Raw genomic sequence first — 23,092 nt, forward strand, 5'->3', positions numbered from 1 at the left:
GCTGCAAATGAAAAAAAGTCTGTTACCCCTCGCTATAGGCGGCTTCGGCATTGGTATGACGGAGTTCGTGATCATGGGCATTTTACCCGATGTGTCAAGTTCCTTACACATCTCCATTCCCGTAGCTGGTCACCTTATCTCGGCCTACGCCCTTGGCGTTGTGCTGGGCGCTCCGTTGCTGGTTGGTATTGCCGGCAATTATCCACCCAAGAAAATTCTGCTGGGCCTGATGGCTCTTTTTACCTTTTGCAATGCCCTCTCTTCGTTTGCACCCAACTATGAGATCATGATGATTACCCGACTCCTGTCTGGGCTACCCCATGGCGCCTTTTTTGGCGTAGGAGCCGTAGTTGCCAGCAGGCTGGCGGGCAAGGGTAAAGAAGCTCAGGCTATTTCGATGATGTTTGCGGGCCTTACCGTAGCGAACATTATTGGCGTGCCGCTCGGAACGTATATCGGCCACACCATGAGCTGGCGGATTACTTTCATCATTATAGCTGCTGTCGGGCTGGTGACCATGTTCAGCATTTACAAATTGCTGCCGGTTATGCCCGTGGTAGGCGAGTCTAATTTGCGGAAAGACCTCAAGCTGTTCACGAAAACCGATCCGTGGCTCATTCTGGGCATTACTGCCATCGGAACCGGTGGTCTGTTTGCCTGGTTCAGCTACATTGCCCCCCTGCTGACTGAGGTAGCTCATTTTGGCAGCAGTCAGATCACCTGGATTCTGGTGCTGGCGGGGCTGGGCATGGCAACAGGCAATCTGATCTCCGGACGTATCGCCGACTTGATTTCGCCCAGTAAAGCCACCGCATTGTTTTTATTATTGATGACCTTGTCGCTGATAGGCGTTTATCTGGTGTCTTCTTATCAGATTCCTCTGTTAATCATGACATTTATAACGGGGGCCATTGCGTTTTCGTTGGGAGCGCCTATTCAGATTCTGATGATCCGCGCAGCAAACGGTTCCGAAATGCTGGCTTCGTCAGTTAGTCAGGCTGGCTTCAACATGGGTAATGCCCTCGGCGCGTACCTGGGTGGGCTGCCCATTGCGGCTGGTCTGGGCTATGCGTCGCCCGAGTGGGTGGGGGCTGGTCTGGCATTTACCGGGTTTCTTCTGGCGGCAGTCGTCTATTTCCGGCAGAAAGAAAAAGGAGTGGAGGAAAATGAAGAAATAGAGAGCTACGAGCTGGTTACGGGGCATTAGTCGTTTATTGGCTCGTTTAGCCATAAGAGTAGACCGATCCAGCAAAACTTTTATCATCCTATCAACGGATTCCGTACTTTACACGGAATCCGTTTTTTATGTCTAACCATTTCACCTCATGAACTTTCTCTTGCTACTTTTCGGACTGGGGCTTGTCGTTGTCTATCTCTCGGTGGTCATTGTGCAACAGGGCACGGTGGCCGTAATTACAGTTTTTGGAAAATATGCCCGTGTTCTGCGGCCGGGTCTGAATTTCAAGATTCCCTTTATCGAGGTTATTTACCGGCGGATATCCATCCAGAACCGCTCCGTCGAACTGGCGTTCCAGGCCATCACGGCCGATCAGGCAAATGTTAACTTCAAGGCCATGCTGGTGTATTCGGTGCTGAATCAGGAGGAAGAAACCGTTAAGAATGTAGCTTTTAAATTCATCGACGAATCCTCCTTTATGCAGGCGCTGATCCGCACCATCGAAGGATCCATCCGAAGTTTTGTTGCTACGAAGCGGCAATCGGAAATTCTGGCGCTTCGCTCCGAAATCATCGAACACGTGAAAGCACAACTCGATACCCTGCTCGAAAGCTGGGGCTACCATTTAACGGACCTGCAACTGAACGATATCGCTTTCGATGAAGTCATCATGCGGTCGATGGCGCAGGTCGTAGCGTCGTCCAATCTGAAAGCCGCGGCCGAAAACGAGGGGCAGGCCCTGTTGATTACGAAGACCAAAGCCGCTGAAGCGGAGGGGAATGCCATTCAGATTTCGGCCGAAGCCGAAAAAACGGCCTCTCAACTACGGGGACAGGGCGTTGCTTTATTCCGGGAAGAGGTTGCCAAAGGAATGGCCGAGTCGGCGAAAGTGATGACCGAAGCGAAGTTAGATGCTTCGCTGATTCTGTTCTCGATCTGGACGGAAGCCATTAAGCACTTCGCCGAAAACGGGCGGGGCAACGTCATTTTTCTGGATGGCTCAACCGAAGGAATGGATCGAACAATGAAGCAACTGTTGGCGGTCGAAAAAATGAATACCACTGGCGATTCGGGTACTATCATTACGCCACTAACCACGCCAGAGAGACGTTAAGACAGTAAACTCCGGAAAAAATGTTGGGAACGTTGGCCGTTTTGTTTGTTCTCACTAACAAACCCTGATTCACGCACAAATGACAAACTTGCTTTTTCCCACAGATTTTTCGAATCAAACAACAGCTGCGCTGGACTGGGTGCGGCTGTTTGCGCGCAAGACGGGCGCTACCATCACGCTGTTGCATGTGTACCAGCCCATGATTCCCGATTCGACCCTGCCCACCGTTGGTGATCCGGGGCTGGGTATCATGGCTTCTCAGGAAATTGAGGAGATAAGCCGTCAGCAGATCAATGAGCTTGGGGCAAAACTACAGGCTGAGGGCTTGTCGGTTGCTGTTGAATGGCGTATCGGCGCAGTTGATGATGGCATTCTGGAGGTGGCCAAAGAACGCGCTGCCGACCTGATCGTCATGGGACGTAGTGATCTGAGTACCTTCTTCGATCGGTTAGCCGGAAGCGCCGTTACCGATGTTGCCGATGAAGCAAGATGCCCCGTGTTAATTGTTCCGACTACGGCTGATGGGCAGTCCATCCGGCCGGCGCAGGTTCATACCATTGCCTATGCCATGCAGGCCCAGACAACACAGGCTCAGGTAACTTTCCAGACAGAGTCGCTGGTGAATGCCTTTGATGCACAACTGGTTATTCTGACGGAAGACAAGCTCGATACGATCCATGCCGACCTGATTGTCATGGAATTATCGCCCAAAGCAGGATTCCTTGATAACCTGTTTCACCCGAATCACACCACGGCACTGATTGAAAAATCGGACATACCCGTGTTGGTGTATCACGAGAAGAAATAATGTGGCTACGGCATAAAAAAAGCCGCTTCGCAAACGAAGCGGCTTTTTTTGTGAAAATACGTATTACCCGACACTGCCTTCCAGACTGATTGCCAGTAGCTTCTGCGCTTCAACGGCAAACTCCATGGGTAGTTGATTCAATACTTCTTTAGCGTATCCGTTGATGATGAGGGCTACTGCCTGTTCCGTCGGAATCCCGCGCTGGTTGCAGTAAAACAACTGATCCTCACCAATTTTCGAGGTCGTGGCTTCGTGTTCCACTGTTGCCGACGGATTGTTTACCTCCAGATACGGAAACGTGTGAGCGCCACATTTATCGCCTAGCAGCAATGAGTCGCACTGCGAGTAGTTACGGGCGTTTTCCGCCCGTTTCATCACCTCTACCAAACCCCGATAGGAATTCTGACTTTTACCCGCCGAAATACCTTTCGACACGATCCGGCTCTTGGTATTTTTGCCAATGTGAATCATTTTGGTGCCGGTATCAGCCTGCTGCATGTTGTTCGTAACCGCAACGGAGTAGAATTCGCCGATTGAGTTATCGCCTTTCAGGATCACCGAGGGGTACTTCCAGGTAATGGCTGAGCCGGTCTCAACCTGCGTCCAGGAGATTTTGGCGTTCGGACCGTCGCAGATACCACGTTTGGTCACGAAGTTATAAATACCGCCTTTACCGTCTTTATCACCGGGATACCAGTTCTGAACGGTCGAATACTTGATTTCGGCATTACCCATCGCAATCAGTTCGACAACCGCTGCGTGAAGCTGGTTTTCATCGCGCATGGGGGCCGTACAACCTTCGAGGTAGCTGACATACGATCCTTCGTCGGCAATGATGAGCGTCCGTTCGAACTGACCTGTTCCGGCTGCATTGATTCGGAAATAAGTGGACAGCTCCATCGGGCAGCGAACGCCTTTCGGAATGTAGCAGAACGAACCATCGGTAAAGACAGCTGCATTCAAGGCGGCAAAGTAATTGTCTTTGGCCGGCACTACGGAGCCCATGTATTTTTTCACCAGTTCGGGGTGCTCATGAATGGCCTCCGAAATGGAACAGAAAATAATGCCGCGTTCGGCGAGATCTTTCTTAAAGGTCGTAGCAACCGAAACCGAGTCCATAACGGCATCGACGGCTACCCGTGGGCGTTCACCCGTTGCCATATCCAGGCCCGGTACATCCACGACGCCCGCCAGCCGTTTTTGTTCGTTCAGCGAGATGCCAAGCCGATTGAACGTGTCAATCAGTTCAGGATCAATTTCATCGAGTGAGTTGACCGTCTTTTTCTGCTTGGGAGCTGAATAGTACTTAATGGCTTGATAGTCTATTTTGGGATAGCTAACATTCGGCCATTTAGGCTCGGTCATTTCCTGCCACATCCGAAAGGCTTTCAGACGGTTTTCGAGCAGCCAGTCAGGTTCATTCTTCTTGGCCGAGATGAAACGGATCGTAGTCTCATCAAGACCCACAGGGGCCTCGTCGGCTTCGATTATCGTCTCAAACCCGTACTTATATTCGGCGTTGGTTATGCTTTCTAAAATATCCGCGTCCTTGCTCATAGTCTCGGTTAATTGCGTGGTTTTTGCACCACGGCAATATATTTTTAACAATCTGCCGGGTGGGTACGTTCCGGGCAGGTTGGACAAATATCGGAAACTTTCCGCGATTTCAGCTATCTCCTTTCTATAGCCTATCTGCTAATAGCTATATAGATACAGAAAGCGATTTCCGTAAAGCCGGTACGCTGACATGAGTTACATTCCCATGGCCCGTATCTTCACGAACCACGTTATCCAGATGGTTTTGCGGATGCCTATGGGGACCATGAAGACACAAGCCTCGGAGAAGACACCGACCGCAGCGTGGAAAACTTCGATTAAGATTTAGGGCAGCATCCGCTAAAACAAGCTCCGTTCGATACCCATTTCCAGGCCCCGTAATTCGGCTAGTCCGCGCAGTCGCCCAATAGCAGTATAACCAGGGTTGGTTTTTTTGGTTGGGTCCAGATCGTCAAGCATCCGGTGGCCGTGATCGGGACGAAACGGTAACCGATAGTCCTCGCGTCCTGCCTGCTTTCGTCGGTGCTGTTCCGTTAGCAGCGCTTTCATGACGCCGTACATATCTACATCACCCGCCAGGTGGTCGGCCTCATGGAAATTGCCATCGGCGTCGCGCCGGGTGGCGCGTAGGTGAACAAAATTAATGCGGTTGCCCAGCCGTTCGACCATGCCTGCCAGGTCATTATCGGCCCGTACGCCATAGCTACCCGTGCAGAAACACAGGCCATTATACGGGCTTTCGTGAGCGGCCAGCAATTGCCGGGCATCGGCCTCCGTACTGACTACTCGGGGGAGGCCCAGAATGGGAAACGGCGGATCGTCGGGGTGAATCGCCAGCCTAATGCCTGCATCTTCCGCCGTGGGTGTCAATTCAGCGAGGAACGTGTACAGATTCTGCCGAAGCGTATCTTCATCGACAGCTTTGTAACTTTGCAGAACATCGGCAAAAGCGTCGAGGGTGAAGCTTTCCTCACTGCCGGGCAGACCGGCAATAATGTTGCGGGTCAGACGGTGGACATCGGCATCCTGGGCGGCATCGAGCCATTGTCTGGCACGGGTAAGCTGCTGTTCCGAATAGCTTTTCTCGGCGTTGGGTCGCTTAAGAATATATACTTCAAACGCGCAAAACTCGGTTGTGTCGAAGCGAAGCGCTGTAGAGCCATCCGGCAACTGATAATCCAGATCGGTGCGGGTCCAGTCGAGGACAGGCATGAAATTATAGCATACGGTGTCGATGCCGCAGGCCGCCAGGTTAACCAGGCATTCTTTGTAGTTGTCGATGTATTGCCGATAGTTGCCCGACCGTTTTTTGATGTCTTCGTGAACAGGGACGCTCTCCACCACCGACCAGCGGAGTCCGGCTTTTTCTATGATGTCTTTCCGCTCATTGATTGCGTCGCGGGTCCAGACCTGCCCGTTTGGAATTTGGTGAAGGGCTGATACGATACCCGTTGCACCTGCCTGCCGCACATCCGCCAACGATACCGGATCGTTTGGTCCGAACCAACGCCATGTTTGTTCTAATGCCATGTTTAGAGATTACTTTTCGTAAGTCAGTCCATCGTCAAAGCGTATGAATTTCACTTTCTCCTCAATGGTTAGTTGCGAAATCAAGGCTTATTCGCACCCAGCAACTGCCGGTCCTCGTATTTGCCGAACCTGCCGGATACGTAGTGTCGCCACGGACTTATTCACTTAGATTAAATAAGCCCGTGGCAACCGCTTTACTGGTTGGGCTTGGTCGTTACGTTGATCTTGCTGTAATACAGCGTAGTTAAGCCTTCGAATCCGGAATCTGTGCCAACCAGTAGCCAGAGTTCGCCTTTATCGCTACTGCGCGCGACAAACGGCTTATCGACATTGGAACGGCTTATCAGTGTATAAGCGTCTGTCTCAGTTCCGCTGCTGATATCGCCTAGTAAAATAGCGTTTTTACCCTCGTTGTTTTGAGCCCCTTTGTCAATGTTGATGGTATAGAAACCGTCCTTTAAAACCTTGACGGGTTCAACGGCCGACGCGCCCGCTTTAAGAAAAACGCTGCCGCCGGGCGAACCGCCGATGCCAATTGAATTGCCTGGGTACTTCGACGCTAATTCGATATCGAAAACAAGTGAGTAATCGGTGTTGGGCGTCAGGCCCGTAACTTTTCGTTTCAGAAACATAAACGCGTCGTCACTGCGATTCATGCTTTCGACCATTATTGATTTGCGGGTCGTATCGAGTGGGGCCGGTAGCCCTTTATAGGCTGATTTGAACTCCATAATGTCCGATTGTTCCGTACCGTAATCCGTAATGTCGGCTGACCAGCCATCCGTGTTGCGTTGAAAAGAAGACTGATAGGGGAGGCCCGGCTGTAAAGGAGTGCTCTCATCCTGGCAGGCTGTGAACGTGAGTGAACTGCCCAGGAGAGCAGCAACTAAGAACAACGTTGATTTCATTATTAACTCGGTTTGTTTGCTCTACTGACTCTCCCGAATTAGCAACCGTTGTAAACCTGCTGCGAAAAAACTACCTGAACCGGCTTCGCCCCGAGGAGTCCAATCCCCGCAAGGCAAGGTAAAACGCTATCACATAAGTCATTTGTAGACCAGCGCCCGCCCAGTCTTCTTTTAGCGTCGTGCCAAATAAAAGTGCCGCAATAACAATTCCACCGGCAAAGTAGCCCCATTTGGTAAATTGGCCACCCAACAAAATCATGATGCCAATGGCCAGTTCAACAATGGGAAGCGTGTATAAAAACGCTCTTGTCAGCAGGGTGGGCAAAATAGTGCTGGCAAAACCTGCTTCCATTTTCGTCACAAACGCGCTGAGTTTTGGCAAACGAACGAGCCCATGCATGAGCATGTTGATTCCAAGACCGATGCGTATTACGAGTTGAGCAAGATGATTATTCGTCATCGCTCTCGTCTATTTCGCTTTCTTCAACCTCTTCTTCTGCCAGCATGTCGTCATTTACACCATTGGCTTCGGTATCTGACTCGTTAACTTCTTCTTTTTCGGGCTCAGGTCCCTGATTCACAACAGGATTCAGATACGCAGTCTGTGCTACGCCACCGTCGGCGTTTTCTCCCTGTACCATTTTTGTCATTATGCCCTGATTTTCATCGTCAGCAGGGTCATACATTGTCGTTTCGTTGGGGTTCATGTGGTTGGATTTTAGCGTAATGAATAGGTTATCTTTAATACTTTCCGCGTGTTAAAGGCCACCCGATCGGGTTACATGGCCGCCTAAGGCGTAGTTGTCATCCTGGTGGTGATCGTGTTCGCCGGTCGGATCGCCATCCTCATCCGTGATTTCTTCATCGAAGTCGCTCTCTACTAAATCATCGTCATCCTCGTCCGGATCCGTTCCCTGATTTCTGAAAATACTAGGACCAATGCGGCCTAGTCTGGAGCCGCCTGGTTCAGCATCCATGAGTAACTGCTTGTTTTCTAGCGTTGTCATAATCGATGCGTATTTAGTTGTGGTAAGCTATAACCCGGTAGAATAGTGAAAGGTTAGACTTATTTTGCCGAGACAAATTTCACTACCGATCACTAGCCAGCATGAAGCCTGTTTTCTTACTTGTTATCCTGTTCTTTTCTGGTTTTGCCAATGCCCAGACAAGCCGTGAGCCCCTATTTACGTCATTTGACGGCACAAAGATTCATTACGATGTGCTGGGCGAAGGCAAGCCGGTTGTTTTGTTACATGGCTTTATTTCGAACAGCGAAAGCTGGAAACGGGCATCTGTTCGGCAGGCGCTGGCCGATGCTGGCTTTAAAGTGATTATGCTCGATTTACGCGGCAATGGCTTGTCTGATAAACCGCACACCGCCGAGGCTTACCGGGATAATGCCGAATTAAAGGACGTCATGGCCCTGATGAAACACCTGGGCCTTACCAACTACGATGTGGTGGGCTACTCGCGTGGGGCCATCCTGACGGCTAAATTGGTAACCATGGACAAGCAGGTTCGTCGGGCTGTTATGGGCGGTATCAGCGTCGATTTCTCGGACCCCAACTGGTACCGGCGTAAGAATTTCCATGAGGCATTGACCAAGCCCGGTAGTCATCCTGAATTGCAGAGTGCTATTGATTACGCCAAGAAATCAGGGGCAGATACGGTCGTGCTTGCTCGTTTGCAGGAGTTTCAGCCCGTGACTACCCGGGCTGAATTAGGCAAAATCAAGGTTCCCGTGCTGGTTGTCAACGGCGATAATGACAAGGACAATGGCGATCCGCAAACCCTGGTCGACGCTATTCCCGGCTCCCGGCTGGTCATTGTGCCAGGCGATCATGGCGGGGCCATGCGCACCCCCGAATTTGCCAAAGCCGTAGTGGCCTTTCTGGAAAAGTGATGGACAGGCAGGGGTAGCGTTTATTCTTTCAACAGAAAAAAGCTACTGATGGTATTCGCAATCAAGGCAATGGCCGGGTAAATAATGAATTGCGCAAGATTTCCTGCCACGTTGGGTGTGCTTCCGGCAAAACCAGTTGTAAACCAGTACAGTACTATCCAAGCCAGAAGGGTTACCACGTTGCATCCTATCCAGTTTAGCAAAAGCTCGGGTCGGCCCTGTTTGATGATTAAAGGGATAAACAGGTATTGATACATTGTCCGGCATAATACGCTATCACCCCATATAGAATGCCGTTAGGTCTGGAATAGGTCATAACAGGTCCCCATTTTGCCCAAATAAAAAACGTGACAGGTAGCGTGAAAAACCAGGCACCTGGTCGGGTAACAGCGGGATGGATGTTGAAAATCAGATATTGGGCTACCGTTACCAGAATCGGAAAGAGAAGTATGCCACTTGTCCCGGTCATCCAGCTAACTACATGCGCTAGTACGGGGAGAGCTATCCACCGAAAGTTCAGACTTTCATGCCATTCGTAAGGATCAAATGTATTTTTCATGATGTTGATAACGTATTAATTGGCTGTCGTTTTTACAGTCATTCGTTGCCGTCTTGTCAACAAGACAGCAACGAATGGTTAGTACCATCACCGTTCAGGAAAGCTTATTTTTATGGGGCTTGGCTCGTTTAGTGTGCGCTTACGCATCTTAAACAGCACATATAAATTGGTTAAGTGAACCAAACCGAGCAACAATAGAATACCTCCTACTTTGTAGCTCAGGACTTCAAAAACTTCCTGTGGATTTTTCACCAGATCAGCCACCCGCAGCAACATAACGGTATAGCCAAAATTGAGTAGGTAAAATCCGATCAGCAGCAGCTTGTTGACAGAATCGGCCAATTCAGTATTGGCATGGAAAATATCAATTAGAAATACCCGTCCGTTTTGGAATAATGTACGACCTACCCATATCGTAATGGGAATGACAAGGGACAGGTAAAAAGCGTAGGTCACCATGTTGTAATTCATAGCTGATAGTTAATTTATGTTGTTATTTTGTTTGAAATTTCAGAAATAATTGAAAATTATTCCTAAAAAAATATTACCGAAAAACCTTCAGGAATTGACTCATCAACCAGTTTTCTTCCGCTTTAATAACTGCATTAAGTGTATTGTCCGCAAAGCCAACTACGTTGCTAAGCCCGGTCATTACCCGATGAAATTCCTGCGCTTCGGGCGTGTCGGTAGGAATGTTTTTGAGCTCATTCAGTACCTCAACAACGGGTGTGATTTCCCGGCGACGGCGTTCTTTGGCTACCTGCCGGGCCACTTTCCAAATGTCTTTCTCGGCAATGAAGAATTCTCTGCGTTCGCCGGGCTTTAACTGCTTATAAATCAGGCCCCAGTCCATCAAATCGCGCAGATTCATGCTGGCATTACCCCGCGAGATTTGGAGTTGTTCCATAATATCTTCGATTGCCAGCGCATCCGGTGAGATCAATAGCAACGAATGCAACTGCGCCATCGAGCGATTGATGCCCCACTGGGTAGCGAGCGTCCCCCACGTATGAATGAATTTTTCCTTTGCTTCCTCGAATGTCATGAAACAAATGTATGTATTTGTTTTTAAACTTTCAAAATATTTTGAAAGTTTAATTTTCATATGCGTGTACGAACTGTAAGAACGCTAGCCTGTTCATAGACAAATTTACTCGTCTCTAAGCCAGACCCGGAATACCCAGCAAATCATTTGGATTTGGGCAGATAGATAAAAATCTGGCCCGGTCGGATAGCGAGCAAACACCGGGGAAATCGCCCGTTAAGCCAAGCATATCGGTCATTAGCTGAAAGTGCAAATGGGGAGGCCAGTCGCCATTTTCGGGGAAGGGACCAATGGCACCAAGTTGTTCACCGGCCTTAATCACCTTACCAACAAATAAACCATCGAGCGATGTGCGGGTGAGGTGACCGTAGAGTGAATAAAGCGGCTTGCCTGCCGAAGGTTCTTTCAACGTCCCACTGTGGTCAAGTATAATGGTTGGGCCGTAATCACCGAAATTATCATTGTCCTGAAAGCTGTGTACAATGCCATCCATCGGAGCAAAAACCGGTGTTCCGGCGGCTGCCCAGAAATCAATACCGAGGTGAATTTCCCGGGGTTCTTCTGTACCGGAAAAGTGCTCACTTCGGCGATAGATTACCCGGTGTTCATTGTAGCCTCCCACGCCAACCAGCACACCCGCTGCGCTCATTTTGCCAAACACATAGTCTGAAAAAATGGCGGTGTTGGTTAGGTCAAGACCGGTTTGCCGTTGGGATGCAGGGGTAAGGTCCGGGTTGGTCGCCGAGAAGTCAAGCCGTAAGAACGGGTCTTTCTGGAAATCGAAGGGGAGCAGCATGTGCAAATTTAATAGACTATAATGACAGGAAGCATCGGCTAAGTCTAAGAAACTTTGTCTTGAAAAAGAGTAAGAGTAACGGGACAAAAGTCACCAGTGAATTATCGTTTTAGTATGCAAACAAATGATGCTGACTCTTCTGTACGCTGTGGGTTTCGCCCCAGATCTATAGCCGGTATGTGTTGGCGGTCTCGTCGTTCGAAGATATATTTACACCTATTTTTTTATTAATTGTCGGTAGTCAAATGAGTTACGGACAACATTATTCTTCGGCAAACGGATTGCTTAACCTAATTTTATGAACGTTACTGATGTAAAGCCCATGCGCACGGCCACCTTATTCGGCCACCCAATGGGCCTTTTCGTGCTGTTTTTTACCGAGATGTGGGAGCGCTTCAGCTACTACGGTATGCGGGCTATTCTGCTGCTATTTCTGATCGACACCGTTCGGGGCGGCATGGGCCTGAGTGAAGCCGATGGAGCGGCCATTTACGGTATTTATACCGCATCGGTCTATCTTCTGTCGTTGCCCGGTGGCTGGATTGCCGATAACCTGCTGGGCCAACGAAAATCCATCTGGTACGGTGGAATCATCATCATGCTGGGGCACATTATTTTGGCTATTCCGGCGAGCAGCGGATTGTTTTATAGTGGGTTGTGCATTGTAGCGCTCGGAACGGGCCTTCTTAAGCCAAACATCAGCACCATTGTCGGCGAATTATACCCCGAAGGTGGGGCGCGGAAAGATGCGGCTTTCTCTATTTTCTACATGGGAATCAATACGGGCTCCTTGCTCGGTATCTCGATTGTGGGCTACCTGGGTCAGAAAATTGGCTGGCATTATGGCTTTGGCGCGGCAGCCGTAGCGATGGCGTTGGGCCTGGTTACGTATCGCCTGTTCGGGCAGCGTTACCTTGGTGACTACGGGCATTACGTAGCTCAGGAATCAACCGCTGAAGACAAATCATCGATGACGGGGAATCGCTCGTTGCTCCTGTTCGTGGCGTTTATTGTGGCCTTGATGGCAACCCTGCAATTGACGGGCGTTCTCGATTTAACGACAGCGCAGGGACTGGCTAAAGCGATGGGAACAATTATTTCACTCATTGCGCTGAGCTACTTCGTGTATATTTTGCTGACGGGTGGGCTGGATGCGACGGAGAAGAAACGGGTGGCCGTATTGTTTATCTTCTTTCTGGCGTCGGCTTTGTACTGGGCAGGTAATGAACAGCAGGGGTCTTCCCTGCAGATTTTTGCGGATCGGTACACAGAACTGACTGTGTTTGGCTGGGAGATGCCATCGAGCTGGTTTCAGAATCTAAATCCCGCCTTTATTCTGCTTTTTTCGCCGGTTCTGGCTGCTCTATGGCTGTATCTGGCCAAAAATAAGATTGGATTCCCCGTACCCGCCAAGTTTGCTGTTTCGCTCTTATTGCTTGGGTTGGCGTATGTCGTGATGGTATTTGGGGCAAAAGTCGCCCTGACCGGCGTTCGCACATCTCCGTTATACTTAACCTTCACCTATCTGTTTTTTACGGTAGCTGAATTGTTTTTGAGCCCGGTGGGGCTCAGTGCGTTCTCTAAATTAGCACCCAAGCGATACACCAGTCAATTGATGGGTCTGTGGTTCGTTGGGTCGTCGCTGGGTAATCTAATTGCGGGATTATTCGCGGGCGGCTTCGATGAAAAAAATGTTCAGCAAATGCCTCAGTTGTTCCAAAGCGTGGCGGTGTTTACGCTGGTGTCAGGCTTTATTCTGCTGGTGTTTACCAAGCCCCTGAAGAAATGGATGGGTGGGATAGAATGAGGTAGTGCCCTTCGGCGCTTGTACCATCCATCTTGTCAGCCACCAGCTTTTTTTGCTTTATAGCCTTTATGGGTGAGCCAGGCCAGCACTTTATCGCGGTGGTCGCCCTGAATCAGAATTTCGTTGTCTTTGCTCGAGCCGCCTGCCCCACAGGCGGCTTTTAGTTGTTTGCCCAGATCGGCTAAGTCCGCATCGGTGCCGACAAAGTCACGCACGGTCGTTACCACTTTGCTACCGCCCAGTTTAACGAGCCAGATTTTGAGATTCTGCTGGGCGGGGGGCAACGTTTCGGCTTCAGGTTCATCGCTGGACTGGTATTGAAAATCCGGATCGGTGGAATACAGGATGCCTGTTCTGTTTTTCTTACTCATAAATGGATCATTTACGCGTAAAAATAAACCCTTTCATCAAGTGCGCCACCATGCGGTGCGCCACCATTTTTTGACCCGGTGGCCTTGCCACAACCAGAAGCCCGAGAAGATTACGGCGGGTAAGATAATAAACTTGACCGCAAAGGCTGGTTCGGGCAGAGATGCCACCGGACCGTAGATGTACCCGAGGATAGGGATACTGGCCAGAATATGAAACCAACGGATGAGTTTACGTTCGGTAGCTGCTTTCATAAGGTTGTGTTTCAGAGTTCCAGCAACTGCCGGACTGCGTCACTATAGGTGCTGCCGGAGGTGAGCTTCGTTCCTTTTTTATCGCTCATGCCCAACAGAAATTTGCCGTCGAAATGCCGGTGCACTTCGGCAATTTTGTGCCGATTCACCATGACTGATCGACTGATGCGTATAAACGTGTCGGGGAGCTTCTCATTCAGTGTCGTTAGGGTGTAGGTTGTCAGAAACTTCTGCCCGTCGATCGTTGCCAGAAAAACGTATTTATCTTCCGCTTCAAAAAAAGCGATGTCAGAAAGGGGGACGAGCTTGATCTTTTCCCCCGTTTTCACCGAGATCGAATAGATTTCTTTCTTTGGCTGCATCTGGGCCAACAGCCGCATCACACTCTCCGACATCGGATTTAAGAGCGGTTGTGACACATCCTGCCGATCGACCAGCATCCTGATTTTCTGAACCGTTCGGGCTAGCCGCTCGGCTTCGATCGGTTTCAGTAAATAATCAATGGAGTTTTCTTCGAACGCCCGTATGGCATATTGATCGAAGGCGGTGGCGAATACCACCATCGGCATGGTTGTCAGGCGGGACAGCATCTCGAAGCCATTGAGTAACGGCATTTCAATATCCAGAAAAATCAGATCGGGTTGCTGGCTTTCAATGAGCGTCAGACCTTCGGCGCCATTGGCTGCGTCGCCAATGATATCGATGCTATCACGGTGTTTGTCCAACAGGCGACGCAGGCGGCTAACCGCCAGCGATTCGTCGTCGATCAAAATTGTTTTTAAGGGAAGTGTCATGGTCCGTTAAATTAAGCGCTGCGTGTTTCGGCGTCGCGAACACTCTGGATTTTAATCATCAAAATAGAAATCAATACCTGTTTGAGCGGCCAGTTTTGTAGTTCTACCCGAGCCTCATCTCCGTAAAGAAGTTTGAGTTTATCCTGAATACTGCGCAGCCCGTAGCCCCCGCTCATATCATCGGGGAAAGCGGGTCCATTGTCATGGACACAGAGGTGTAGTTCCCCGCTTTTCTCATAGATACGAACATCGATCCGGCCCAGCTCGGCCCGTTTGGCAATGCCGTGTTTAATGGCATTTTCGACAATGGGTTGCAGCAGGAACTGTGGCAGGCGCAATTCATTAAGCGCGGGATCGCTGATTTCAACGCTGAACGTAAGGCGATTGCCGAATCGAACTTTCTCCACCTGTAAATATGTACGAACCATTTCCAGCTCGTCGGACAGGGTGGCAAACAACTCCCCATCCCGCCCGGTCGAATAGCGAAAGAGTTTGGAAAGCAGAAGCGTCATCTCCTCTGCTTTGTCGGGGTCTTCGTGAACCAGACTGGCAATGCTGTTGAGGGCGTTGTACAGAAAATGCGGGTTTATCTTGGCCTGTAACGCATCCAGTTCTGCGCGGGTTTTTAGCTTTTCCAGATTGAGCAACTGAAATTCCTGATCGGATAGTTTGCGCGTTAGCTGCCGCCCCTGTTGCAGAACGTACAGAAATACATTGGCAACCAGCAGATCTCCCGCTATGTAGACATACCAGTCTGCGGTTCGCTCAATGCCGCCCGGTAACTTGGTCAGGGCGTCGATAAATGGCTTTCCCAAGGCATAGTATAACCCCATATTGATCATGAGAATACTACACATGACACCAACGCTAAGAATGACATGGCGTAGCCAAACGGCGCGGAACTGACGGCTTAACCAGCCCGAGAGCGCCCAGGTCAGTAAAAAGCATGTAGCTCCGTCTACCATGTTCTGCACGATCAGAAACTGATACAGACCCACCATTACCGGATCGTCAGCTTTTGAAATGAGATCTGAAAAGTAAATGATGGCATTGCAACCGTACACCAGCAACGCACCGATAAGTGCGCCGATGAGTGTTCCCCAACCAGGCTTTTGCAGAATGGTCGTCAGCGTAATTGGCTCATCACTACCGCTTGTTGGCTCCGGCCGGTATTTACTGCGACCCGAAAAATTAAACGAAGCGCCTTCTACATTGGCTCCGCTTAAGTTGACATCTTCCAGCGAACTGAAGTTGAAATTTGCTTCGTACAGGTCGGCATCCGTAAAATCGGCCCCGCTCAAGTTAGAAAAGCTCAGATTCACCTGCCGAAGGATAGCCCCCCGAAAGTTGGCCTTCCCCAGGTTCGAAAAGCTTAGGTCAGCGCCAGTCAGATCCAGGCCACTGAAGTCAAATTTAGCCAGGTCAGTACCCCGCAACTGAATGCGTTTGCCATTTCGGCCAATGGTACCAATAAGTTGTTCGCGGGTCATACGCCGATGCGTGTATAAATCGTGAGGGGCTTCTTCATACGGTACAGAATTATAAAGTTAACGGGTGGGTCGATTGATTGGTCAAAACTACCAGGTGGGGTAGCGCATTGCGTGGTTTTTCTGACGAATGCCGATAAGAACAGTATGAAATAGGGGATGAGTGGGATAAATTTGGGTTAACATTTGGATTCATACCTTGTTAGTGACGTAATTACCCATTTGCTTCCATCGACCTTGACTACCACGTTGATTACGTTTCCGCTTTCTGTTGGCCAATTACGTCCCTGGCGTGAGGGCGATGAAGATTCGCTGGTTCGCCACGCCAGCAATCGCCATATCTGGAACAATGTCCGCGATTTTTTTCCGTATCCGTACACACCACGGGATGCCCATTCGTGGGTTCGTTCAAACAAATCGTATCAGCAGCCTAACAATTTCGCCGTTGAGATTGATGGGCAGGCCGTCGGCAACATTGGCTTCACGGTTAAGGACGACATTTACCGGTACAATGCCGAGATCGGGTACTGGCTCAGCGAGAGTTATTGGGGCCGGGGCATTATGAGCGAAGCCCTGCCTATTATAACAAGGTACATTTTTCAGTATTTTCAGGTAAATCGCATTTTTGCCTGCGTGCTCGAAGGGAATACCGGATCGATGAAGGTGCTGGAAGCCGCCGGATACCAGCACGAAGCGGTTCATCGGAAAGCCGCGGTCAAAAACAACCAGTACCTGGATGAACATGTTTTTTCCATGCTTCGGTCAGAACATCGGGAGCTAATCTAGGCAGTTATTGGGTTTTTGTGCTCAATGTAGGGCCAAAACAGCATGACTGGGCTGAATCAAGTAGAATCTTACGCGGCAAAGCCTCATCTTTGTGGTCAGTTTGTCTAAAAACAGTACCGCTTCGGCGGGAAGATTCGTTCATGCCGAAGATCGTAATTGCAATTGACGGGTATTCAAGTTGTGGCAAGAGTACAACGGCCAAGGCCGTGGCCGCTCAAATGGGCTATGGATACATTGACACGGGTGCTATGTACCGGGCTGTCAGCCTGTTTTTTATTCAGGAGCGGATCTCCCTGTCTAACAGTAAAGAAATAACGGCCGCCCTCGACAAAATTCACATTACCTTCAACCACAACAATCGCACGGGCAAAAATGAAACGTGCCTGAACGGCCTGAACGTCGAAGACGAAATTCGGAAGATGTATATTTCCAATATCGTCAGTGAAGTAAGTGCCGTTCCGGAGGTGCGTTGGGCGATGGTTGCTCAGCAACAGAAAATGGGCCGCCGACGGGGCGTTGTCATGGACGGGCGCGACATTGGCACCAAAGTGTTTCCGGATGCTGAGGTGAAGGTGTTTATGACTGCCGACACGTATACCCGCGCCCGCCGTCGACAGCAGGAGCTCCTGGCCAAGGGCGAATTGATAAACCTGGATGACATTATTCAGAATCTTGAGAAACGCGATCTGATCGACACCACCCGTACGGAAAGCCCTCTTCGGCAGGCCGAAGATGCCATCTTGCTGGATACATCGCACATGACCATCGAAGAGCAGGTTGACTGGGTGATCGAACTGGCCGATCGGCGTTTGGCTGCGGTGCACCGGGAAAGGGAAAAAAGAAGAATGAAGAGTGAAGAATAGACGTTACCCAAACAGTTATCCTATTCTTCTTTTTTCACATTATTCATGGCAGTTGATTTCTTGATCGTTGGACAGGGCGTGGCAGGTTCGGTTCTGGCCTGGACACTCGACCAGCGCGGAAGCACCGTGCTGCTTGTCGATGACCCGGTTCTTCCATCAGCGTCGTCGGTGGCGGCTGGGCTGGTCAATCCGCTCACCGGCCGAAAACTTGTTCGTACCTGGAAGGCCGATGAATTGTTTCCATTTCTGCATCGATTTTACAGCGGCATTGAGCAGCAGCTTGGGGTTACCTTCTTCCATGCCAAAAATATTTACCGCCCGTTCAGGTCCGTTAGCGAACAAACTGACTATTTAACCTTGGCGGCCGATCCTGATACGCAGCAGTACGTTTCCAGGTTCGTTGACGATCAGGCCTATAGGCCCTTTATCCATAATCCCTTAGGTGGTCTGGAAGTAACGCAGGCCGGATGGGTGGATTTAGCCGAGTTTGTCCGGATCATTAAAGGGTACTTTGCCCGGAAAAATCAATTCTTTGAAGCGAGAGTGGGCGTCAATGACTTGACGATCAAGGATAGGCATGTCGAGTGGAAAGGAATCGAGATCGACAAAGTTATATTTTGTGACGGTGTTCAGTCGCGCGAGAATTCCTTGTTTGACTGGCTTCCTTACAATCCGGTGAAAGGACAGATCTTGACCGCCGTCGTCGATAACTACCCGATCAAAAATATAGTGAATCAAGGGGTTTTTATTTTACCCGTCCGGCCGGGCCTGATTCGGATTGGGGCAACCTACAGCTGGCACGATCTGGATTGGCAAACAACGGAAGATGGTCGTGCGTTTTTAGAGACGAAAGTAGCGGCTATCCTGAAAACCCCCTATCAGATTGTCAGTCAGCAGGCGGGTATCCGGCCTTCAACCAAAGATCGAAGGCCGATCATTGGCCTTCATCCAACAAAACCGGCAGTAGGTATTTTCGGTGGTCTGGGCACGAAAGGCGTATCGCTGGCCCCGTATCTGGCAGAACAGTTTGCCCGGTACCTCCTGGATGGTGAAGATTTGGAACCGGAAGCGAATATTAGCCGGTGCGTTTCGTTATATCATGGCAGTTGACTAGTTTTCCAACGAAGGATTTTACGTCAACCGAAAGCCAAAGCCAGATAAGTGGATTGGCCGTAAACGTTGAACCAGAAAAGTTCGTAATCAGCGTCTTTTATACCCGTATGCGAAATCAATACATATTGATGTTGGGCCTGTGGCTGGCCGGATTGGGCGTGGCTACGGCACAAAACTATCCATCGCTGGAGCGGTTTGGGAAAAACCGTATCCAGTACCGCAGCTTCGAATGGAAGATCATCCGAACGTCAAATTTTGAGATCTACTATTATCAGGACGGCAACCAGATCGCTAACCTGACGGCCCAGTACGCCGAATCGGAGTTTGACCGGGTCACCGAGTTGTTGGGCTATACTCCCTACAATCGCGTTAAAATTTTTCTGTTCAATTCGCCGGAAGAACTGGCTCAAAACAACATTGGGCTCACGGCGCAGGGTGGCCTGAGCAGTCGTGAGCAAAACCTATCCAAGTCCCGCATTGAACTGGCCTTCACGGGCGATCAGATCAGCTTCCGTCAACAGATCATTCACGACATTGCGATGCTGTTCGTGTATGACATGCTGTATGGAGGAAGCCTCAAAGATGCCCTTCAAAGTTCCCTTTTATTGACGCTGCCGGATTGGTTTATGCCCGGAATTGCGTCCTATATCGCTCAGGGCAATAGCCTGGAACTGGACGATTATATGCGCGACGTGTCGTTGAATCGCCCCGTCAAGAAACCATCGCTGTTATCCGGTACCGATGCCGAGCGGGTTGGGCATTCCATCTGGAACTACATTGTTCAGCGATATGGCCGTGACAACGTCTCGAATATTCTGAACCTGACGCGTATAATCCGGAATGAGCAAAGTAGTATCTCCAGTACACTGGGAGTGCCCTACAACCGGTTCCTGCGCGAGTGGCGTGATTATTACGCGGGCATGGCCAGTAGTGTCGCGCAGTCGTATCGGGCCAGTACCGACGATTTTCAGATGAAAGTTGGCTCGTCCGATGACAAGACGGTATTGATCAGCCTGAAGCTAAGCCCTGATAAACAGTTTATTGCCTATTCTGTGCTTCGCGATGGAAAGTTCAGCGTTGAGGTCGTCAACACGACCAACCGAAAAAAGATGACTGTACTGACAGGTGGTTACCGGCTCGACGGACAAATAACCCAAACAAGCACGCCATTACTGGCTTGGCAACGCGACAACAACCTGCTCGTTGTTACGGATGAGTTGGGGAAAACAAATCTGTATCAGTTCAGTGGCTTCGATAAACGGCCCAAACGAGAATTCAAACGGCCGGTCAATGGCCTGTCGCAGGTTGTCTGGATGAATGCCTCTGAGGATGGCGGCAGCCTGATCATGAGTGCTGACCGGAAAGGACAGAATGATTTATTCTTATACAGTATCAATCGAGGTTCTTATCAGCAGTTGACCAACGATCTGTACGACGATTTATACCCCGCTTTCGTGGGGCGAACGGCTCGTCAGGTCGTATTCAGCTCTAACCGGAAAGACGATACGCTGGGTGTAGACAAAGGGTCGTACCGCACCGTTCGGGATCGGTTAAGCTTGTTTTCGCACGAAGGCAGCGCCCGGGATTTATCGCTGGTCCGCCTGACGGATTCACTCTCTCAGGCAACACAACCCATTCCGGCCAGCGAAACGACGATTTATTTTCTTAACGATGCCAGCGGTATTCGGAACCTGTATCGGCTTGAGACAGAAAGCAAGTCGGTCAGCCAACTGACCGCTTTTCCGGAAAGCATCCGGCTCTACGATCTCAAACCCGCGAATGGTGGGTTCGTGTATAGCAGTCTGAAAAATGGGGATGAGTATATCGGATTCCGTTCTCAACTAAGCCTTACCCAATCGGTTCAGGTACCACCCACGCAGCGGAGTGCTGCGCTCAACAAGGCGAATTCGCCTGCCACACCACGGGTTAGTACCGCCAAAACCGATTCGACTCAGCAGCCTAATCGGGCTATTGCCGATTCGACGGCGGCCGGGCGCACGGGAACCGGTGCATCGCCTGCAACCGGAACAAAGCTGGCTTTGGAGCCTGGCGAAGTCGATACGGACAATTATCAGTTTGATCCTGAAGTAGTCAAGGCGGCTGAGTATCGCCAGCGCCGGTCGGTGACGGGTGTTTCGCCTGGTCTGACCACGACGCTTCCCCGTAATCGGCGCCGGGAAAATATCACCATCCGCGGACCATTCGACTATAAGTCTACCTTTGGTATCAATGAGGCCCCCTCCAACTGGCGTGTCGACCCCATCAAAGGCTTCGGGTATGCGCAGGAAGTTACGCTAACCGACTTGTTGGAGAACCATGTACTCAGGGCTGGTGGATTTCTGAGCTTAACCAATACCCTACGGAACAGCGATCTGTTTGCCGAGTACACAAACCTGACGCATCGCATTGATTATGGCGCTCGTGTGGATCGGCAAACGCTTTTCGCGGATGGATCCGGTATTCTGCAGAAATACCGGTACAACCGGGTCGCGGTAAATGTTTCGTACCCGATTTCGGTGAACAGCCGTTTTACGGTGTCGCCTTTTTACGCCATCACAAGGTTGATTGATCTATCATCTTTCGAAGAGCCGGATCGTGTGTCAGATTATGCCGGTTTGCGGGGTGAGTTTGTTTTCGACAACACCAAAGTAAACGGCATGAATATGACTGTTGGGACGAAAGCCAAACTTCGGTTTGAGGAATATGCCGGTTTACGGGGCCCATCGCAAGGGTTCCGGCGGCTGTCGCTCGACTTGCGTCATTACCAGCGGATTCACCGCGACCTGATTCTGGCTACCCGGTTCTCATTCAGTCAATCGGGCGGAGCCGCCCCCAAGAAAAGCACATTAGGCGGGATGGAAAACTGGATCGGTGGAAAAAAAGAACTTGTTGGCTCTAATCCTTTGCTGATACCGAATGCCGTACAAAATGAAATTCCGTATGATTATCGGGATGTTTTCTTCCTGGATTTTGCTGCTCCATTGCGAGGCTTCAATCAGGGCAAGCTGACGGGGAACAGCTACATGCTGTTCAATGCGGAGTTGCGTTTACCACTTATTCGGTACCTGTACCGCGGAAATATCACATCCAATTTTCTGCGTAACCTACAGTTGGTCGCCTTCACCGATATTGGCACTGCCTGGACGGGTAGTGGACCATTCAGTCAGCAGAATAGCCTGAACACAGAAATTGTCGGCGGGGGAAGTATACCGTTTAGGGCTACGGTAACCAATTTCAAAAACCCTTTCCTGATTGGCTACGGTGCCGGAATACGGACAATGATTTTTGGTTATTTTGTGAAGTTCGATTATGGCTGGGGATTAGAAGACCGCACGGTAAGCAAACCAATCCCTTACCTGACCTTAGGATATGATTTTTAGGTTAGCGTGAACTCGCGCTGGATAGCCGCCCCCAAAAGGGCGGCTATTTTTTATTTAAAGAACCACCGAACGGAAAATAGGGACAAAATAGGCGTCTTCCTGTCTATATTCGCTCAGTTTTAACGAGTAGTAGTTAAAAATGGCTATTAGTACACTTCTTCCCCCTCTTTATCCGATTAGTCCGCTATCGTTTGCTGTTGTCATTGGCATCGAGAACCGCTTCGACTGAGGTAGGTAACCAGAATATAATTGGATATTCCATAGTTGGCATAGTTTTCGCTAGTCTGTTGCTGACCCGTGCAGCCTCCTCTATCAGGAACGCTCGATCAGCGATGACCAATCGCTCGATTGTAGGAGCAAGTAGCCTTATCGTAATAGCTTAAAGACCAGAGTATTATTGGTTATTCGTGGCAAGTTTATACCTGGTAGAGGGGTTTGGCATAGTTTTAGCGAAAGGCTTAATCGCACAAGAGATCCCGGATTAAGAAGTAATAAACCGTGACCAATTGCCGGTCATTTGGTCTGAATTATTTATGAACCTGCAGCTCTCAACTTGCTCATAGTACACCGTCCCGAATGAAGTTGCAGATGGAAGAAGGATCTACCTTATATACAACCTGTTTCAACTTATTGACTCCTGCTGAACCGGCAACCGCCTATGGCTTGTCAATTGGTTGGAAAAACCAGGTAGCTGCTTTCGCCGGACGGTCAATTACGTGCGTTCTGGATGTATTGCGTAAGCCATGGCTGGCTCTGGAGAAAGCTACGTCTTCACATACGGCTAAGTTGCTGCCGACAACAACCGAATTTTTGAACAGTATAGCGCGTGTGGTTGATGAGTT

23 protein-coding genes are annotated in these 23,092 nt (G+C 50.0%); 9 read left to right on the forward strand and 14 right to left on the reverse strand.

Features of this window, described 5'->3' with window-relative positions; all coding sequences use genetic code 11:
* The first annotated feature begins 7 nt into the window (after window positions 1–7).
* From ACYU8Y_RS24080 to ACYU8Y_RS24090, 3 genes are all read left to right on the forward strand, one after another.
* Entirely contained in the window at window positions 8–1,207 is a 1,200-nt protein-coding gene (locus ACYU8Y_RS24080; protein ID WP_460940700.1) for an MFS transporter, read from the forward strand.
* 118 nt (window positions 1,208–1,325) lie between these two features.
* Complete coding sequence (locus tag ACYU8Y_RS24085) at window positions 1,326–2,291, forward strand: SPFH domain-containing protein (protein WP_460940701.1); 966 nt, start codon at window positions 1,326–1,328, stop codon at window positions 2,289–2,291.
* A 79-nt stretch (window positions 2,292–2,370) separates the two neighbouring features.
* Window positions 2,371–3,099, forward strand: a complete 729-nt coding sequence (locus tag ACYU8Y_RS24090) for a universal stress protein (protein WP_460940702.1) — start codon at window positions 2,371–2,373, stop codon at window positions 3,097–3,099.
* A 63-nt stretch (window positions 3,100–3,162) separates the two neighbouring features.
* Here ACYU8Y_RS24090 and sufB read toward each other — a convergent pair whose 3' ends face one another.
* The 6 genes from sufB to ACYU8Y_RS24120 form a co-directional block, all read right to left on the reverse strand.
* A complete protein-coding gene (gene sufB / locus ACYU8Y_RS24095) occupies window positions 3,163–4,656 on the reverse strand; it encodes a Fe-S cluster assembly protein SufB (RefSeq protein ID WP_460940703.1) in 1,494 nt (497 codons plus the stop codon).
* Window positions 4,657–4,995: 339 nt separating this feature from the next.
* A complete protein-coding gene (uxuA, locus tag ACYU8Y_RS24100; RefSeq protein ID WP_460940704.1) occupies window positions 4,996–6,186 on the reverse strand; it encodes a mannonate dehydratase in 1,191 nt (396 codons plus the stop codon).
* 194 nt (window positions 6,187–6,380) lie between these two features.
* Window positions 6,381–7,094, reverse strand: a complete 714-nt coding sequence (locus ACYU8Y_RS24105) for a hypothetical protein (RefSeq protein WP_460940705.1) — start codon at window positions 7,092–7,094, stop codon at window positions 6,381–6,383.
* A gap of 70 nt (window positions 7,095–7,164) precedes the next feature.
* Complete coding sequence (locus tag ACYU8Y_RS24110; protein WP_460940706.1) at window positions 7,165–7,554, reverse strand: DoxX family protein; 390 nt, start codon at window positions 7,552–7,554, stop codon at window positions 7,165–7,167.
* Window positions 7,544–7,801: a hypothetical protein gene (locus ACYU8Y_RS24115; RefSeq protein WP_460940707.1), complete on the reverse strand. Its 258-nt coding sequence runs from the start codon at window positions 7,799–7,801 to the stop codon at window positions 7,544–7,546. Before ACYU8Y_RS24115 ends, ACYU8Y_RS24110 begins: the two co-directional genes overlap by 11 nt.
* A gap of 51 nt (window positions 7,802–7,852) precedes the next feature.
* Entirely contained in the window at window positions 7,853–8,101 is a 249-nt protein-coding gene (locus ACYU8Y_RS24120) for a hypothetical protein (RefSeq protein WP_460940708.1), read from the reverse strand.
* A gap of 101 nt (window positions 8,102–8,202) precedes the next feature.
* Here ACYU8Y_RS24120 and ACYU8Y_RS24125 point away from each other — a divergent pair, with 101 nt between their 5' ends.
* Window positions 8,203–8,997, forward strand: coding sequence for an alpha/beta fold hydrolase (locus ACYU8Y_RS24125; protein ID WP_460940709.1), 795 nt, complete (start codon window positions 8,203–8,205; stop codon window positions 8,995–8,997).
* Between the two features lie 229 nt (window positions 8,998–9,226).
* On the opposite strand, the gene ACYU8Y_RS24130 is transcribed toward ACYU8Y_RS24125, so the two are convergent.
* The 4 genes from ACYU8Y_RS24130 to ACYU8Y_RS24145 form a co-directional block, all read right to left on the reverse strand.
* Complete coding sequence (locus ACYU8Y_RS24130) at window positions 9,227–9,556, reverse strand: hypothetical protein (RefSeq protein ID WP_460940710.1); 330 nt, start codon at window positions 9,554–9,556, stop codon at window positions 9,227–9,229.
* Between the two features lie 87 nt (window positions 9,557–9,643).
* Window positions 9,644–10,027 (reverse strand): hypothetical protein, encoded by a 384-nt coding sequence (locus ACYU8Y_RS24135; protein WP_460940712.1) that lies wholly within the window; start codon window positions 10,025–10,027, stop codon window positions 9,644–9,646.
* 73 nt (window positions 10,028–10,100) lie between these two features.
* Window positions 10,101–10,601 (reverse strand): GbsR/MarR family transcriptional regulator, encoded by a 501-nt coding sequence (locus tag ACYU8Y_RS24140; protein WP_460940713.1) that lies wholly within the window; start codon window positions 10,599–10,601, stop codon window positions 10,101–10,103.
* Between the two features lie 115 nt (window positions 10,602–10,716).
* On the reverse strand, window positions 10,717–11,397 hold the full coding sequence (locus ACYU8Y_RS24145; protein WP_460940714.1) for a peptidoglycan DD-metalloendopeptidase family protein: 681 nt from the start codon (window positions 11,395–11,397) through the stop codon (window positions 10,717–10,719).
* 298 nt (window positions 11,398–11,695) lie between these two features.
* Between ACYU8Y_RS24145 and ACYU8Y_RS24150 the strand changes: the two genes are divergently transcribed.
* On the forward strand, window positions 11,696–13,204 hold the full coding sequence (locus ACYU8Y_RS24150) for a peptide MFS transporter (RefSeq protein WP_460940715.1): 1,509 nt from the start codon (window positions 11,696–11,698) through the stop codon (window positions 13,202–13,204).
* A gap of 35 nt (window positions 13,205–13,239) precedes the next feature.
* Here the strand turns inward: ACYU8Y_RS24150 and ACYU8Y_RS24155 are convergent, their stop codons facing one another.
* From ACYU8Y_RS24155 to ACYU8Y_RS24170, 4 genes are read right to left on the reverse strand one after another with little or no spacing between them, the layout of a single operon-like run.
* On the reverse strand, window positions 13,240–13,575 hold the full coding sequence (locus ACYU8Y_RS24155) for a translation initiation factor (RefSeq protein WP_460940716.1): 336 nt from the start codon (window positions 13,573–13,575) through the stop codon (window positions 13,240–13,242).
* 36 nt (window positions 13,576–13,611) lie between these two features.
* A complete protein-coding gene (locus ACYU8Y_RS24160; RefSeq protein ID WP_460940717.1) occupies window positions 13,612–13,827 on the reverse strand; it encodes a hypothetical protein in 216 nt (71 codons plus the stop codon).
* 11 nt (window positions 13,828–13,838) lie between these two features.
* Entirely contained in the window at window positions 13,839–14,621 is a 783-nt protein-coding gene (locus ACYU8Y_RS24165) for a LytR/AlgR family response regulator transcription factor (protein WP_460940718.1), read from the reverse strand.
* Between the two features lie 11 nt (window positions 14,622–14,632).
* Window positions 14,633–16,111, reverse strand: a complete 1,479-nt coding sequence (locus ACYU8Y_RS24170) for a histidine kinase (RefSeq protein WP_460940719.1) — start codon at window positions 16,109–16,111, stop codon at window positions 14,633–14,635.
* A 234-nt stretch (window positions 16,112–16,345) separates the two neighbouring features.
* Between ACYU8Y_RS24170 and ACYU8Y_RS24175 the strand changes: the two genes are divergently transcribed.
* The 4 genes from ACYU8Y_RS24175 (at window position 16,346) to ACYU8Y_RS24190 (ending at window position 22,250) form a co-directional block, all read left to right on the forward strand.
* Entirely contained in the window at window positions 16,346–16,894 is a 549-nt protein-coding gene (locus tag ACYU8Y_RS24175; RefSeq protein ID WP_460940720.1) for a GNAT family N-acetyltransferase, read from the forward strand.
* A 140-nt stretch (window positions 16,895–17,034) separates the two neighbouring features.
* The gene (gene cmk, locus ACYU8Y_RS24180) at window positions 17,035–17,757 is read left to right on the forward strand and encodes a (d)CMP kinase (protein WP_460940721.1); all 723 of its coding nucleotides are present in this window, start codon (window positions 17,035–17,037) and stop codon (window positions 17,755–17,757) included.
* A 45-nt stretch (window positions 17,758–17,802) separates the two neighbouring features.
* Window positions 17,803–18,867 carry an NAD(P)/FAD-dependent oxidoreductase gene (locus ACYU8Y_RS24185; protein ID WP_460940722.1) on the forward strand — a complete coding sequence of 355 codons (1,065 nt, stop codon included), beginning with the start codon at window positions 17,803–17,805 and terminating at the stop codon, window positions 18,865–18,867.
* A 110-nt stretch (window positions 18,868–18,977) separates the two neighbouring features.
* Window positions 18,978–22,250, forward strand: a complete 3,273-nt coding sequence (locus ACYU8Y_RS24190; RefSeq protein ID WP_460940723.1) for a hypothetical protein — start codon at window positions 18,978–18,980, stop codon at window positions 22,248–22,250.
* Window positions 22,251–23,092: the final 842 nt, after the last annotated feature.

This window comes from Spirosoma humi, assembly GCF_054776575.1.

Bases quoted from the DNA above. Each gene is read 5' to 3' on its own strand.
- ACYU8Y_RS24080 (WP_460940700.1), top strand. From the start codon at position 8: ATGAAAAAAAGTCTGTTACCCCTCGCTATAGGCGGCTTCGGCATTGGT.
- ACYU8Y_RS24085 (WP_460940701.1), top strand. From the start codon at position 1,326: ATGAACTTTCTCTTGCTACTTTTCGGACTGGGGCTTGTCGTTGTCTAT.
- ACYU8Y_RS24090 (WP_460940702.1), top strand. From the start codon at position 2,371: ATGACAAACTTGCTTTTTCCCACAGATTTTTCGAATCAAACAACAGCT.
- sufB (WP_460940703.1), bottom strand. From the start codon at position 4,656: ATGAGCAAGGACGCGGATATTTTAGAAAGCATAACCAACGCCGAATAT.
- uxuA (WP_460940704.1), bottom strand. From the start codon at position 6,186: ATGGCATTAGAACAAACATGGCGTTGGTTCGGACCAAACGATCCGGTA.
- ACYU8Y_RS24105 (WP_460940705.1), bottom strand. From the start codon at position 7,094: ATGAAATCAACGTTGTTCTTAGTTGCTGCTCTCCTGGGCAGTTCACTC.
- ACYU8Y_RS24110 (WP_460940706.1), bottom strand. From the start codon at position 7,554: ATGACGAATAATCATCTTGCTCAACTCGTAATACGCATCGGTCTTGGA.
- ACYU8Y_RS24115 (WP_460940707.1), bottom strand. From the start codon at position 7,801: ATGAACCCCAACGAAACGACAATGTATGACCCTGCTGACGATGAAAAT.
- ACYU8Y_RS24120 (WP_460940708.1), bottom strand. From the start codon at position 8,101: ATGACAACGCTAGAAAACAAGCAGTTACTCATGGATGCTGAACCAGGC.
- ACYU8Y_RS24125 (WP_460940709.1), top strand. From the start codon at position 8,203: ATGAAGCCTGTTTTCTTACTTGTTATCCTGTTCTTTTCTGGTTTTGCC.
- ACYU8Y_RS24130 (WP_460940710.1), bottom strand. From the start codon at position 9,556: ATGAAAAATACATTTGATCCTTACGAATGGCATGAAAGTCTGAACTTT.
- ACYU8Y_RS24135 (WP_460940712.1), bottom strand. From the start codon at position 10,027: ATGAATTACAACATGGTGACCTACGCTTTTTACCTGTCCCTTGTCATT.
- ACYU8Y_RS24140 (WP_460940713.1), bottom strand. From the start codon at position 10,601: ATGACATTCGAGGAAGCAAAGGAAAAATTCATTCATACGTGGGGGACG.
- ACYU8Y_RS24145 (WP_460940714.1), bottom strand. From the start codon at position 11,397: ATGCTGCTCCCCTTCGATTTCCAGAAAGACCCGTTCTTACGGCTTGAC.
- ACYU8Y_RS24150 (WP_460940715.1), top strand. From the start codon at position 11,696: ATGAACGTTACTGATGTAAAGCCCATGCGCACGGCCACCTTATTCGGC.
- ACYU8Y_RS24155 (WP_460940716.1), bottom strand. From the start codon at position 13,575: ATGAGTAAGAAAAACAGAACAGGCATCCTGTATTCCACCGATCCGGAT.
- ACYU8Y_RS24160 (WP_460940717.1), bottom strand. From the start codon at position 13,827: ATGAAAGCAGCTACCGAACGTAAACTCATCCGTTGGTTTCATATTCTG.
- ACYU8Y_RS24165 (WP_460940718.1), bottom strand. From the start codon at position 14,621: ATGACACTTCCCTTAAAAACAATTTTGATCGACGACGAATCGCTGGCG.
- ACYU8Y_RS24170 (WP_460940719.1), bottom strand. From the start codon at position 16,111: ATGACCCGCGAACAACTTATTGGTACCATTGGCCGAAATGGCAAACGC.
- cmk (WP_460940721.1), top strand. From the start codon at position 17,035: ATGCCGAAGATCGTAATTGCAATTGACGGGTATTCAAGTTGTGGCAAG.
- ACYU8Y_RS24185 (WP_460940722.1), top strand. From the start codon at position 17,803: ATGGCAGTTGATTTCTTGATCGTTGGACAGGGCGTGGCAGGTTCGGTT.
- ACYU8Y_RS24190 (WP_460940723.1), top strand. From the start codon at position 18,978: ATGCGAAATCAATACATATTGATGTTGGGCCTGTGGCTGGCCGGATTG.